Origin of the sequence: Cellulomonas sp. C5510, assembly GCF_019797765.1 — a bacterium.
Lineage (GTDB): Bacteria > Actinomycetota > Actinomycetes > Actinomycetales > Cellulomonadaceae > Cellulomonas.
The window spans coordinates 2,142,977-2,156,704 of the sequence record NZ_CP081862.1 but is presented as its reverse complement, the minus strand read 5'-3'; the positions used below and the strand labels follow the sequence as shown (position 1 = coordinate 2,156,704).

Sequence of the window (13,728 nt, the reverse complement as noted above, 5' to 3'; positions counted from 1 at the left end):
GTGGAGGACGAGATGGAGCGCGCCCGCAGGGCGCTGTCGCGCGTGGACGCCGAGCTGGACGTCGCGCGCGTGCTCTCCCGGGTCCGGGACGGGGTGCCACGTGCGTCGGCGGCGACGAGGAGGACCGGGTCGCCCGGGCACCGCGTGCGATCGGCACGGACGGGCGGCGACGACCTGCCCGAGACCGTGGAGGTGGCGGTCCTGCGACCGGTCGACGGCAGCGGCCCGCCCGGCCGCGTGGACCGTCCCGCGCACACCCGGCGCCCCGGGGGGCTGCTCGGCGCCGTCGCCGCGGCGGTCGTCGTCGCGGCCCTCGCGGGCGGAACCTGGTGGGTGGGGCGCCCGACGTCGCCGGCGGTCGCCGCGCGGCTCGCGGGCGCGCCGGTGCCGGCCTCCGGGACGTTGCACGGAGGTGCCGGGGCGGAGGACGTGCTCGCTCGCGTGCGCGACGTCGTGTCGGCGGGCGGCTACTGCGCGGTGCGGGCGCGCACGCGGTCGGGTGACACCGTGGTGGCCCAGCGGGTGGACGCGTCGACACCGCCGGCACCGACGGAACCGCTGGTGCTCGGGGACGGTGGTCAGCCGATCACGGTGCTGGGGGCCCTCGTGGTCGGGGCGCTGCGCTCCCTCGCGCCGGGCGGGACGACCGGGGACGCGCCCGGACCTGTCTCGGCCGTGTCCGTGACCCCCGCGCCGGAGCTCGGTGACCGGGATGCCGACGGAGCCGTGCGGTTGCGCGTGACGGCGTCCGGCCCCCCGCTGCGCGACGCCGACGTGACCCGCGTCGAGTACGTCGTCGACACCGCGACCTGGTTGCCGCGGACGCAGGAGCTGACCGTGCAGCCGGACGAGGGCGAGCCGGTCGTCGTGGCCACGGACCTGGAGTGGACGGTCTGCGGCGGGTGACCCGCCCCGCGGTGCAGTCAGCGCGCCTGTGCGCCCGGCTTCACCCGATCCAGCGGTCCAGTCACGGGCTCCCGCACCCGATGAGGGGCCATGCGTGGGTACCAGGAGCGACAGGGCGAGGACCGTGACGTCACGGCGCGCGACCACCTCGCGATCGGGCTGCTCGTCATGGCGGTCGTCACGGGGCTCGGCGGGGTGTGGCCGGCCGACCCCCTCTCGCCCACGCAGTGGTGGTTCGTGGTGTCGGGGATCGACCTGGTGCTGTGCGGAGCGCTCCTGGCCCTTCCGGTGCACCAGCGCAGCACGCAGGCCGTCGTCATCGCGGGCGTGGTCGTCTCGGCGGTGCTCGTCAGCACCTGCTACAGCGCGCAGGGCGTCGTGGTGTTCGCGCTGGGGTTCGTCGTGGCGGGGCAGTTCGCGGCGTACGCGTTGGAGCGGCGACGCGCGGCCGTGGTCGCCGGTGTCGTGGTCGCCGCGATCGCCCTGTCCGCGACCTTCGCGCCCGCGGCGGTGCACCCCGTCATCGTGGTGGCGTCCGCCGCCATGGCGCTGCTCTCGTGCTGGCTGATGGCGGAGCAGACCGACCGGCTGCGCCGGCAGGCCCGCACGGACCACCTGACCGGTGCGCTCAGCCGGGGGGCCTTCTACGAGCGCGCGGGCGACGTCGTCCCGGGCGCCCTGCGTCGCGGTACGCCGCTGAGCGTCGTCGCGTTCGACGTCGACGACTTCACGGTGGTGAACGCCCGGCACGGCCACCTCGGCGCGGACGACCTGCTGGCAGACCTCGCGGCGGCGTGGCGCAGGATGCTGCCGCCGGCCGCGTTCCTCGGGCGCGTCGGCGGCGACGAGTTCGTCGCGGTGCTCCCCGGCACCGGTGAGGCCGACGCCCGCCGGTGGGCGAGGTCGGCCACGTCCGGCAGGGTGCTCTCGTCCAGCGCGGGCGTCGCGACCCTCCGGCCCGACGACACGGTGCGCAGCCTGCTCGACCGCGCCGACGTCGACCTGTTCGCGGCGAAGGACGCGCGGCGGGCGCTCGCGGGGAACGTCTGACGCGGCGCCCGGGACCGTCGGCACGCTACGATGGTCGGCGGCCCAGCCCCGTCCGCGAACCGCGGGCGCGCGTGGCGGCCCCCCGACCGACGCACCCAGGACAGGAAGCAGCGACACGTGGCGACGACGAACGACCTGAAGAACGGCACCGTGCTGAAGATCGACGGCCAGCTCTGGACGGTCGTCGAGTTCCAGCACGTCAAGCCCGGCAAGGGCGGCGCGTTCGTGCGCACCAAGCTCAAGAACGTCCTGTCCGGCAAGGTCGTCGACCGGACGTTCAACGCGGGCCTGAAGGTGGAGACCGCGAACGTCGACAAGCGCGACATGCAGTACCTGTACAAGGACGGCGACGACTTCGTGTTCATGGACACGGACACGTACGACCAGATCACCGTCCCGGCCGCGACGGTCGGCGACGCCGCGAACTTCATGCTCGAGAGCACGAACGCGATGGTCGCGACCAACGAGGGCGTGCCGCTGTACGTCGAGCTGCCGCCGTCGGTGACGCTCATGGTCACGTACACGGAGCCGGGGCTGCAGGGCGACCGCTCGTCCGCCGGCACCAAGCCCGCCACGCTCGAGACCGGCTACGAGATCCAGGTGCCGCTGTTCCTCGAGGCCGACACCAAGGTCAAGGTCGACACCCGCGACGGCAGCTACCTGGGTCGCGTGAACGACTGAGGTGGGAGCCCGTACCAAGGCCCGCAAGCGGGCCCTCGACGTCCTCTTCGAGGCCGAGCAGCGTCGGCTCGACCCGCTGACGCTGCTCGCGGAGCGGATCGCGCAGCCCGGCACCGAGGCGGCGCTTCCGCAGTACTCGGTCGAGCTGGTCGAGGGGGTGCAGGCGCACCGCGCCCGTATCGACGAGGTCATCGCCACCCACTCGCACGGCTGGACGATCGAGCGGATGCCCGCGGTCGACCGGGAGCTGCTGCGGCTCGGCGCCTGGGAGATCCTCTTCAACGACGACGTGCCCGACGCGGTCGCCGTCGACGAGGCCGTGGAGCTGGCGCGCAGCCTGTCGACGGACGAGTCCCCGGGCTTCGTCAACGGCCTGCTGGGCCGCCTGGTCGACCTCAAGCCGACCCTCCTGGCCTGACTTCCTGCTCCGCAGCACGGCCCCTGTCCCCCTGGTGGGACGGGGGCCGTCGTGCGTCGGGCCCGCGCGAACTCCGGTCCAGCGTTCGGATCCGTTCGCGCCGGCGCACCGGGCGTGTCGGCGCGAACGGATCCGAACAGCCGGGTGGGGGTGGGTGAGGCCGGCGCCCCAGCGTGGCGAGGGTGGATCCGAACAGCCGGGCGCGCCGGGCGTGTCGGTGCGAACGGATCCGAACAGCCGAGCGGGGCGGGCAGGGTGGGCGGGGCGGGCCCGCCGCCGGTCGACGTGTGGCGGGAATGGATCCGAACAGCCGGGCGCGCCGGGCGTGTCGGTGCGAACGGATCCGAACAGCCGGGTGGGGTGGGTGAGGCCGGCGCCCGGGCGTGGTGAGGGTCACGGCGACCGGACCGTGGACGCGCCGCGCCGCGCGCAGGGGCGGACGGTAGGGTGCCCGGGACAGGCATTCCTTTAACACCGTCCCGTGAGGCGGGGAAGGAGAGGCCCGGATGACCTCCGGCACCCCCGTGCCCGACGACGTGAACGTCGAGGGCACCACCGCGACCGTCGTGCTCGGCGAGCAGGACGTGGCCCGCGCGCTGACGCGCATCGCCCACGAGATCCTCGAGCGCAACAAGGGCGGCGACGACCTCGTCGTCCTCGGCATCCCGACCCGCGGCGTCCCGCTGGCGCAGCGCCTGGCGCAGCGTCTGGCCGCCGTGGAGCCCGGCCTGGTGGCCGAGGAGCTGGTCGGCTCCCTGGACGTCACGATGTACCGCGACGACCTCTCCCAGCACCCGACGCGGGCGATCGGCGCGACGAGCGTCCCGGCGGGCGGCGTGGACGGCAAGGTCGTGGTGCTCGTCGACGACGTCCTGTACTCGGGCCGCACGATCCGCGCCGCGCTGGACGCGCTGAACGACCTGGGTCGGCCCCGGGCGGTGCAGCTCGCGGCGCTGGTGGACCGCGGGCACCGCGAGCTGCCCATCCGCGCGGACTACGTCGGCAAGAACCTCCCGACCTCGACCGCCGAGCGCGTCCGCGTGCTGCTCGCCGAGACCGACGGCCGGACGGCCGTGGTCATCGAGGGGGCGGCGCGATGAGGCACCTGCTCTCGACGGCCGACCTGGACCGTGCCGCGGCGATCCGGGTGCTCGACACGGCCGCCCAGATGGCCGCGACCCAGGGCCGGCAGATGAAGAAGCTGCCGACGCTGCGCGGGCGCACGGTGGTGAACCTGTTCTTCGAGGACTCGACCCGGACCCGGATCTCCTTCGAGACGGCCGCCAAGCGGCTGAGCGCCGACGTCATCAACTTCTCGGCGAAGGGGTCGAGCCTGTCCAAGGGCGAGTCGCTCAAGGACACGGCGCTGACCCTGCAGGCGATGGGCGCGGACGCGATCGTCATCCGGCACCAGGCGTCGGGCGCGCCGCACACGCTGGCGCACGCGGGCTGGACGGACGCCGCCGTGGTGAACGCCGGCGACGGGATGCACCAGCACCCCACGCAGGCGCTGCTGGACGCGTTCACGATCCGACGGCACCTGACCGGCGGGCCGGGCAACCCGGACGGCGTCGGCCACGACCTGGACGGTCTGCACGTCGCGGTCGTCGGGGACGTGCTGCACAGCCGGGTCGCCCGGTCGAACGTCGACCTGCTGCACACCCTCGGCGCCCGGGTGACGCTGGTCGCGCCGCCCACGCTGCTGCCGGTCGGCGTGGGTCCGTGGCCGGCGGACGTGTCCTACCGCTTGGACGACGTGCTCGCGCAGGGCCCCGACGCGGTGATGATGCTGCGCGTGCAGCGGGAGCGGATGTCGACGGCCGGGGGCGGGTTCTTCCCGAGTCCGCTGGAGTACACCCGGCTGTACGGCCTGGACGCGCGGCGGCTGGCCGGGCTGCCGGACCACGCGATCGTGCTGCACCCCGGCCCGATGAACCGCGGGCTGGAGATCTCCGCGGACGCCGCGGACTCGCCGCGGTCGGTGATCGTCGAGCAGGTCGCGAACGGCGTGGCCGTCCGGATGGCGGTGCTGTACCTGCTGCTCGCGGGCGACGGCGACACCGGCGCCCCGCCGGCGACCGGCGCCGTCCCCACCCTCACGAGCACGGCCGGCACCACCGGCGCCGCCGCCACGACCCCCGGAGCGACCGCATGACCACCCAGTACCTGCTCAAGGACGTCGCGCCGCTGGGCGGCGACCGCACGGACGTGCTGATCGCGGGCGGCCTGGTCGCGGCCGTCGGCGCGGAGGCGGGCGACGCCGCGGAGAACGCCCCGGACGACCTGCACGTGATCGACGCGACGGGCATGGTGCTGCTGCCCGGCCTGGTCGACCTGCACACGCACCTGCGCGAGCCGGGGCGGGAGGACGCGGAGACGGTCGCGTCCGGCACCCGCGCGGCGGCGCTCGGCGGCTTCACCGCCGTGCACGCCATGGCGAACACGACGCCGACGCAGGACACCGCGGGCGTCGTCGAGCAGGTGTGGCGCCTGGGCCGTGAGGCCGGCTGGGTGGACGTCCACCCGGTGGGCGCCGTGTCGGTCGGGCTGGCGGGGGAGCACCTGGCCGAGCTGGGCGCGATGGCGGACTCCGCGGCCCGCGTCCGGGTGTTCAGCGACGACGGGAAGTGCGTGCACGACCCGGTGCTCATGCGCCGCGCGCTGGAGTACACCAAGGCGTTCGACGGCGTGGTCGCGCAGCACGCGCAGGAGCCGCGGCTCACCGAGGGCGCGCAGATGCACGAGGGCGTCGTCTCGGCGGAGATCGGGCTCGCGGGCTGGCCGGCCGTCGCGGAGGAGGCGATCATCGCCCGCGACGTGCTGCTGGCCGAGCACGTCGGATCCCGGCTGCACGTGTGCCACCTGTCGACCGCCGGCTCCGTCGAGATCGTCCGGTGGGCGAAGTCGCGCGGCATCGACGTCACCGCCGAGGCGACGCCGCACCACCTCGCGCTCACCGACGAGGAGGTGCGCGGCTACGACCCGGTGTTCAAGGTGAACCCGCCGCTGCGTACGCAGGCCGACGTCGACGCCGTCCGCGAGGGCCTGGCCGACGGCACCATCGACATCGTGGCGACCGACCACGCCCCGCACACCCGCGAGGACAAGGACTGCGAGTGGGCGGCCGCCGCCTTCGGCATGACCGGGCTGGAGACCGCCCTGTCCGTCGTGCAGCAGACCATGGTCGACACGGGTCGGATGACCTGGGCCGACGTGGCGCGCGTGCTGTCCACGACGCCCGCGCGCATCGGGCGGGTCGCCGACCAGGGCCGACCGATCGCGGTGGGGGAGCCGGCCAACCTCGTGCTGGTCGACCCCGACGCCCGGCGCGTCGTCGTCCCCGAGGACCAGGCGACCGCCTCGGCGAACTCGCCGCTGCGCGGGCGGGAGCTGCCCGGGCGCGTCGTCGCGACGTTCCTGCGGGGCCGCGCGACGGTGCTGGACGGCGTGCCGCAGGACGACCCCGCGCAGGCGGGGTACGCCGCCGGCCGGGTGACGCCCTGATGCCGCCCTGGCTCTCGGTCACCCTGCTCGTCCTGCTGGGCGCCGGCCTGCTGGTCGGCATGGCCCGCGGCTGGCGGAGGCTCACGCGCGGCACGGGCGAGGTGCCGGCGCCCCCGGCGGTGCCCGGCGAGGACGCCCTCGGGGGCGAGCGCACCGCCGCGTTCGAGGCCACGTACGTCTCGACCACGCGGGCCGGCGACTGGCTCGACCGGGTGGGCACCCACGGCCTGGGCGTCCGCGCGGCGGCGACGGTGCAGGTGCGCGACGCGGGCGTGGTCGTGCGACGACGAGGCGCGCCGGACGTGTTCGTCCCGCGCGCGGCGCTGCGCGCGGTCGGCACCTCCGGCGGCATGGCCGGCAAGGTCGTCGGCGGCGAGGGGCTGGTCGTCCTGACCTGGGTGCCCTCGCCGGAGGACGACCCGCGCGGCCTCGACACCGGCCTGCGCCTGCGGCACGCCCCCGAGGCGGACGAGCTGCGCGCGGCCACCCACGGACTCATCGGAACGGCGCCCGCCCCCGCGGGTGAGGAGGAGAGCTCATGACGGACGCACTGCTGGTCCTGGAGGACGGGCGGACGTTCGCCGGCGAGGCCTACGGGGCCACCGGGCGGACGGGCGGCGAGATCGTCTTCAACACCGGGATGACCGGCTACCAGGAGACGCTGACCGACCCCAGCTACCACCGCCAGATCGTCGTGATGACCGCGCCGCACATCGGCAACACGGGCGTCAACGACGAGGACCCGGAGTCGGGTCGCATCTGGGTGTCGGGCTACGTGGTCCGGGACCCCGCGCGGCGCGCGTCGAGCTGGCGCGCGGACCGCACGCTGGACGAGGAGCTCGTCGCGCAGGGCGTCGTGGGCATCTCCGGGATCGACACCCGCGCGCTCACCCGGCACCTGCGCGAGCGCGGCGTGATGCGCGCCGTGATCCTGTCCGGCGACGCGCTGCTGGACGAGCAGGGCCGGCCGCTCCCCACCGAGCAGGTCGTCGCCCAGGTGCAGGCGCTGCCGGCGATGTCCGGCGCGGACCTGGCGGGCGAGGTGTCCACCGACGCCGCGTACGTCGTGCCGGCCCTCGGGCCCGACGGCGCACCGCTGGCCGAGCCCGTCGCCCGCGTCGCGGCCGTCGACCTCGGCATCAAGGCCATGACGCCGCACCGGATGGCGGAACGCGGCATCGAGGTCCACGTGCTGCCGGCGCAGTCGACCATCGACGACGTCCTGGCCACGGCCCCCGACGGCGTGTTCTTCTCCAACGGCCCGGGCGACCCGGGCGCCGCGACGCACGAGGTCGAGCTGCTCCGCGAGGTGCTGGACCGGCGGATCCCGTTCTTCGGCATCTGCTACGGCAACCAGATCCTCGGGCGCGCACTGGGCTACGGCACGTACAAGCTCGGGTACGGGCACCGCGGCGTGAACCAGCCGGTGCTCGACCGTGCGACCGGCCGCGTCGAGATCACCGCGCACAACCACGGCTTCGCGGTCGACGCGCCGCTCGACGAGGTGTCGGTCGCGCCGCACGACGGCGGGCGGTACGGCCGCGTGACCGTCTCGCACGTCGACCTCAACGACGACGTCGTCGAGGGCCTCGCGGCGCTCGACCTGCCGGCGTTCTCCGTGCAGTACCACCCGGAGGCCGCCGCCGGCCCGCACGACGCCGCCTACCTGTTCGACCGGTTCCTGGACCTGATGCGCGAGCCCGAGAAGGGTGCCGCCGCCGCCGGCCAGGCCACCGACGTCACCTCCACCACGAAGGGCGCCTGATGCCTCGCCGCACCGACATCCACTCCGTCCTCGTCATCGGCTCGGGCCCCATCGTCATCGGCCAGGCCGCGGAGTTCGACTACTCCGGCACCCAGGCGTGCCGCGTGCTCAAGGAGGAGGGCCTGCGGGTCGTCCTCGTGAACTCCAACCCGGCGACGATCATGACCGACCCGGAGTTCGCCGACGCCACGTACGTCGAGCCGATCACCACCGAGGTGCTCACGGCGATCATCGCCAAGGAGCGCCCCGACGCGATCCTGCCGACCCTGGGTGGCCAGACCGCGCTGAACGCCGCGATCGCCCTGGACGAGGCCGGCGTGCTCGACGAGTACGGCGTCGAGCTGATCGGCGCCAACATCCCCGCCATCCAGAAGGGCGAGGACCGCGAGCAGTTCAAGCAGGTCGTCGAGGTCTGCGGCGGCGAGTCCGCGCGGTCCGCGATCGTGCACACGATCGACGACGCGCTCGGCGCGGTCGAGGACCTCGGCTACCCGGTGGTCGTGCGGCCGTCGTTCACCATGGGCGGCCTGGGCTCCGGCATCGCGTTCGACGAGGCCGACCTGCGCCGCATCGTCGGGCAGGGTCTGCACTACTCGCCGACCACCGAGGTGCTCCTGGAGGAGTCGATCCTCGGCTGGAAGGAGTACGAGCTCGAGCTCATGCGCGACAAGCACGACAACGTCGTGGTCGTCTGCTCCATCGAGAACGTCGACCCGGTCGGCGTGCACACCGGCGACTCCGTGACCGTCGCCCCGGCGCTCACGCTGACGGACCGCGAGTACCAGCGGCTGCGGGACATCGGCATCGCGGTCATCCGCGAGGTCGGGGTCGACACCGGTGGCTGCAACATCCAGTTCGCGGTGAACCCGGACACCGGCCGGATCATCGTCATCGAGATGAACCCGCGCGTCTCCCGGTCCTCGGCCCTCGCGTCGAAGGCCACGGGGTTCCCGATCGCGAAGATCGCCGCGCGGCTGGCCGTCGGCTACACGCTCGACGAGATCCCGAACGACATCACGGGCTCGACCCCGGCGTCCTTCGAGCCGACCCTCGACTACGTCGTGGTCAAGGTGCCGCGGTTCGCGTTCGAGAAGTTCCCGGCCGCCGACCCGACGCTGACCACCACCATGAAGTCCGTCGGCGAGGCCATGGCGCTCGGCCGCAACTTCACCGAGGCGCTGGGCAAGGCCATGCGGTCCATCGACCGCAAGGGCTCGACGTTCCACTGGGACGGCGAGCCGCTCGCCGGCGAGGCGCTGGACGCGCTGGTCGCGACGATCTCCCGCCCGACCGAGCACCGGCTGGTCGACGTGCAGCAGGTGCTCCGCGCCGGGGTGTCCGTCGACGAGGTCTACGCCCGCACCGGCATCGACCCCTGGTTCCTCGACCAGGTGCAGCTGGTCAACGAGGTCGCGGCCGAGACCGCGGCCGCGCCCGAGCTCACCGCCGGCGTGCTGCGCCGGGCCAAGCGGCACGGGCTGTCCGACGCGCAGGTCGCGGCCCTGCGCGGCGTCAGCGAGGACGTGGCGCGCGTCGTCCGGCAGGCGCTGGGCGTCCGGCCCGTCTACAAGACCGTCGACACCTGCGCCGCCGAGTTCGCCGCCCGCACGCCCTACCACTACTCGGCGTACGACGAGGAGACCGAGGTCGCCCCGCGCGAGCGGCCGGCGGTGCTGATCCTCGGCTCCGGCCCGAACCGGATCGGGCAGGGCATCGAGTTCGACTACTCCTGCGTGCACGCGACGCTGGCGCTCAAGGGCGAGTACGAGACCGTCATGGTCAACTGCAACCCGGAGACCGTCTCGACGGACTACGACACCGCCGACCGGCTGTACTTCGAGCCGCTGACGTTCGAGGACGTGCTCGAGGTGTACGAGGCCGAGAAGGCGGCCGGCCCCGTCGCGGGGATCATCGTGCAGCTCGGCGGGCAGACCCCGCTGTCGCTCGCGCAGCGCCTCGCCGACGCGGGACTGCCGATCCTCGGCACGCCGCCCGCCGCGATCGACGCCGCCGAGGACCGCGGGGCGTTCGGCGCGGTCCTCGCCGCGGCCGGGCTCCCGGCACCGGCGTTCGGCACCGCGACGACGCTGGACGCCGCGAAGGCCACCGCGAACCGGATCGGGTTCCCCGTGCTGGTGCGCCCGTCGTACGTGCTGGGCGGCCGCGGCATGGAGATCGTCTACTCCGACGAGCAGCTCACCGAGTACGTCGAGCGGGCGCTGGCCGAGGCCACGGCCCGCGGCGGGGCGCTGCCGCCGCTGCTCATCGACCGGTTCCTCGACGACGCCATCGAGATCGACGTCGACGCGCTGTACGACGGCACCGAGCTGTTCCTCGGTGGCGTCATGGAGCACATCGAGGAGGCCGGCATCCACTCCGGCGACTCGGCGTGCGTGCTGCCGCCCGTGAGCCTGTCGGAGTCCGAGCTGCAGCGGATCCGCGTCTCCACCGAGGCGATCGCCGCGGGCGTCGGCGTGCGGGGCCTGCTGAACATCCAGTTCGCCCTCGTGTCCGACGTGCTCTACGTGCTGGAGGCCAACCCGCGGGCGTCGCGCACCGTGCCGTTCGTGTCCAAGGCGACGGGGGTGCCGCTCGCCAAGGCGGCCGCGCTCGTCATGACCGGGCGCTCCATCGCGGACCTGCGCGCCACGGGGCTGCTGCCGGTCGACGACGCCAGCGTGATCGACCTCGACGCGCCCATCGCGGTCAAGGAGGCGGTGCTGCCGTTCAAGCGGTTCCGCACCGGCGACGGCACCGTGGTCGACACCGTGCTCGGCCCGGAGATGCGGTCCACCGGCGAGGTCATGGGGTTCGACACGGACTTCCCGACCGCGTTCGCGAAGTCGCAGTCCGCGGCGTTCGGCGGCCTGCCCACGTCCGGCCGGGCGTTCATCTCGGTCGCCGACCGCGACAAGCGCTCGATCGTGTTCCCGGTGAAGCGCCTCGCGGAGCTCGGGTTCGAGATCCTCGCGACCGAGGGCACCGCGGCCGTCCTGCGCCGCAACGGCATCGCCTCCCGGGTGGTCCGGAAGTTCTCCCGCGGCCGCGGCCCGGCGGGGGAGCCGACCATCGTCGACCTCATCACCGCCGGCGAGGTCGACATCGTCGTGAACACCCCCTCGGGTCAGGGCGCGCGTGCCGACGGCTACGAGATCCGTGCCGCCACGACGGCCGCCGACAAGGCGATCGTCACGACGGTGCAGCAGCTCGGGGCAGCGGTCCAGGGCATCGAGGCCGCTCTGGCCGGGCCCTTCGGCGTCGCCAGCCTGCAGGAGCACGACGCGGCGACCGCCGCGCGCCGCGCGGCGGGGGTGACGGCGTGAGGCCGTTCGGCGCCCGCCTCGCGGAGGCGATGGCGGCGCACGGTCCGCTGTGCGTCGGCATCGACCCCCACACCTCGCTGCTCGAGGCGTGGGGGCTGCCGGACAGCGCCGCGGGCGTGCGGCGGTTCGCGCTGACGGTCATGGAGGCCGTCGGCGGCCGGGTCGCCGCCGTGAAGCCGCAGTCGGCGTTCTTCGAGCGCCACGGCGCCGCCGGGGTCGCGGTCCTCGAGGAGGTCGTCGCGGCGGGCCGCGAGACCGGCACGCTCGTGGTCGTCGACGCCAAGCGCGGCGACATCGGCTCCACGATGGCCGCGTACGCCGACGCCTACCTGCGCGACGGCTCGCCCCTCGCCGGGGACGCGCTGACGGTGTCCCCGTTCCTCGGGTTCGGGTCCCTGGCGCCGGCCGTGGACGCCGCGCTCGCCACGGGGCGCGGGCTGTTCGTGCTCGCCCTGACCTCCAACCCCGAGGGCGCGGCCGTGCAGCACGCCCGGGACGCGGAGGGCGTCGCCGTGGCGGACCGGGTGGCCCGCGAGGCCACGGCCGCCAACGCCGCCGAGCTCGCGGCCCACGGCGGCTCGCTGGGGTCGACCGGGCTGGTCGTCGGGGCCACCGTCGGGGACGCGGCAGCGCGTCTCGGGGTCGACCTCGCCGCCGTGCGCGGCCCGCTCCTCGCGCCCGGCGTCGGCGCCCAGGGCGCCGGCGCGGCGGATCTCGCGGCCGTGTTCGGCGACGCGCGCCCGGCGGTGCTGGCGTCCAGCTCGCGCGGCGTGCTCGCCGCCGGGCCGGACGCGGGTGCGCTGCGGGACGCCGCGCGACGGGCGGCCGACGAGGCCGGGCGGGCGCTGCGCTGAGCCGTCGGTGGAGGTGCCGGACCGGTGCCGTGCCCCGCGCCGCGGACGGCCGGGAGACCCCGTGGAGGCCGGTCCGGGGGCGTGGGCGGCGCGAGGGATTTCGTCCGACACGCTGCCGGAACGTGCCGGGACGGGCGGGGCGTGCCATCCTCGGGTGATGGGGTCCTCGCCGGCCCTGGTGCGGCGTCGCACCGCGGCCCAGCGGATCGCGTATGTTCCATGTCCCTGCCTCCCGACAGTGATGAGAAGGTGACTCACGTGGCACTTCCGACTCTCACCCCCGAGCAGCGCGCAGCGGCTCTCGAGAAGGCGGCGGCCGCCCGCCAGGCCCGTGCGGAGGTCAAGAACCGGCTGAAGTACTCGCAGGGCTCGCTGTCCGAGGTCATCGCCCAGGGTCAGAAGGACGAGACGATCGGCAAGCTCAAGGTGCTGGCCCTGCTCGAGTCCCTCCCGGGAGTGGGTAAGGTCAAGGCGCGCCAGATCATCTCCGAGATCGGCATCTCGGAGACCCGCCGGGTGCGTGGCCTCGGTCCGCACCAGGTGAAGGCGCTCGTCGACCGGTTCGGGTGAACCGGTCGCACGCCCCGTCCCCGGCCCGCTGAGGGTCGTACAACTCCAGGAGCACCAGACCGCATGACGACGCCGCGCGCCCGGCTGACCGTCCTCGCCGGACCGACCGCCGTCGGCAAGGGCACCGTGTCCGCCGACCTCCGTGCCCGGTACCCCCAGGTCTGGCTCTCGGTCTCCGCCACCACCCGTCGGCCGCGCCCCGGGGAGGTGGACGGCGTCCACTACCACTTCGTGTCGCCCGAGCAGTTCGACGCGATGGTGGCGGACGGCGAGCTCCTGGAGTGGGCCGTCGTGCACGGCCGGAACCGCTACGGCACCCCCCGGCGGCCCGTCGAGGACCGGCTGGCCGCCGGGGAGCCCGCGCTGCTCGAGATCGACCTGCAGGGTGCGCGGCAGGTCCGCACGACCATGCCCGACGCGCAGTTCGTCTTCCTCGCGCCGCCCTCGAGGGAGGAGCTGGTGCGCCGGCTCGTCGGGCGCGGCACGGAGGACGCCGAGGAGCGCGCCCGCCGGCTGGCGACCGCCGAGGTGGAGATGGCCGCGGAGTCCGAGTTCGACCACGTGATCGTGAACGACGACGTGCGCCGCGCCACGGACGAGCTGGTCGCCCTGATGGGCCTGCCGGCCGCGGTAGACTGACGGGCAGTCCCCACCCTT

13 protein-coding genes are annotated in these 13,728 nt (G+C 74.5%); all 13 read left to right on the top strand.

Annotation, left to right across the window (positions count from 1 at the left end):
- The gene (locus K5O09_RS10090) at positions 1 to 906 is read left to right on the top strand and encodes a hypothetical protein (protein ID WP_222169441.1); all 906 of its coding nucleotides are present in this window, start codon (positions 1 to 3) and stop codon (positions 904 to 906) included.
- A gap of 90 nt (positions 907 to 996) precedes the next feature.
- Positions 997 to 1,956: a GGDEF domain-containing protein gene (locus K5O09_RS10085; protein ID WP_222169440.1), complete on the top strand. Its 960-nt coding sequence runs from the start codon at positions 997 to 999 to the stop codon at positions 1,954 to 1,956.
- A 117-nt stretch (positions 1,957 to 2,073) separates the two neighbouring features.
- On the top strand, positions 2,074 to 2,637 hold the full coding sequence (gene efp / locus K5O09_RS10080; RefSeq protein WP_222169439.1) for an elongation factor P: 564 nt from the start codon (positions 2,074 to 2,076) through the stop codon (positions 2,635 to 2,637).
- 1 nt (position 2,638) lies between these two features.
- Positions 2,639 to 3,055 carry a transcription antitermination factor NusB gene (nusB, locus tag K5O09_RS10075; protein WP_222169438.1) on the top strand — a complete coding sequence of 139 codons (417 nt, stop codon included), beginning with the start codon at positions 2,639 to 2,641 and terminating at the stop codon, positions 3,053 to 3,055.
- Between the two features lie 506 nt (positions 3,056 to 3,561).
- Positions 3,562 to 4,155 carry a bifunctional pyr operon transcriptional regulator/uracil phosphoribosyltransferase PyrR gene (pyrR, locus tag K5O09_RS10070; protein WP_222169437.1) on the top strand — a complete coding sequence of 198 codons (594 nt, stop codon included), beginning with the start codon at positions 3,562 to 3,564 and terminating at the stop codon, positions 4,153 to 4,155.
- Complete coding sequence (locus K5O09_RS10065) at positions 4,152 to 5,210, top strand: aspartate carbamoyltransferase catalytic subunit (protein ID WP_222169436.1); 1,059 nt, start codon at positions 4,152 to 4,154, stop codon at positions 5,208 to 5,210. The genes pyrR and K5O09_RS10065 overlap by 4 nt, the downstream gene beginning before the upstream one ends.
- Entirely contained in the window at positions 5,207 to 6,559 is a 1,353-nt protein-coding gene (locus K5O09_RS10060) for a dihydroorotase (RefSeq protein ID WP_222169435.1), read from the top strand. Before K5O09_RS10065 ends, K5O09_RS10060 begins: the two co-directional genes overlap by 4 nt.
- Positions 6,559 to 7,101: a hypothetical protein gene (locus K5O09_RS10055; protein ID WP_222169434.1), complete on the top strand. Its 543-nt coding sequence runs from the start codon at positions 6,559 to 6,561 to the stop codon at positions 7,099 to 7,101. The genes K5O09_RS10060 and K5O09_RS10055 overlap by 1 nt, the downstream gene beginning before the upstream one ends.
- The gene (carA, locus tag K5O09_RS10050) at positions 7,098 to 8,324 is read left to right on the top strand and encodes a glutamine-hydrolyzing carbamoyl-phosphate synthase small subunit (protein ID WP_222169433.1); all 1,227 of its coding nucleotides are present in this window, start codon (positions 7,098 to 7,100) and stop codon (positions 8,322 to 8,324) included. The genes K5O09_RS10055 and carA overlap by 4 nt, the downstream gene beginning before the upstream one ends.
- A complete protein-coding gene (carB, locus tag K5O09_RS10045; protein WP_222169432.1) occupies positions 8,324 to 11,647 on the top strand; it encodes a carbamoyl-phosphate synthase large subunit in 3,324 nt (1,107 codons plus the stop codon). Before carA ends, carB begins: the two co-directional genes overlap by 1 nt.
- The gene (gene pyrF / locus K5O09_RS10040) at positions 11,644 to 12,501 is read left to right on the top strand and encodes an orotidine-5'-phosphate decarboxylase (protein WP_255595207.1); all 858 of its coding nucleotides are present in this window, start codon (positions 11,644 to 11,646) and stop codon (positions 12,499 to 12,501) included. The genes carB and pyrF overlap by 4 nt, the downstream gene beginning before the upstream one ends.
- Before the next feature lie 258 nt (positions 12,502 to 12,759).
- A complete protein-coding gene (gene mihF, locus K5O09_RS10035; protein WP_166937670.1) occupies positions 12,760 to 13,071 on the top strand; it encodes an integration host factor, actinobacterial type in 312 nt (103 codons plus the stop codon).
- Positions 13,072 to 13,134: 63 nt separating this feature from the next.
- A complete protein-coding gene (gene gmk / locus K5O09_RS10030; protein WP_222169431.1) occupies positions 13,135 to 13,710 on the top strand; it encodes a guanylate kinase in 576 nt (191 codons plus the stop codon).
- Positions 13,711 to 13,728: the final 18 nt, after the last annotated feature.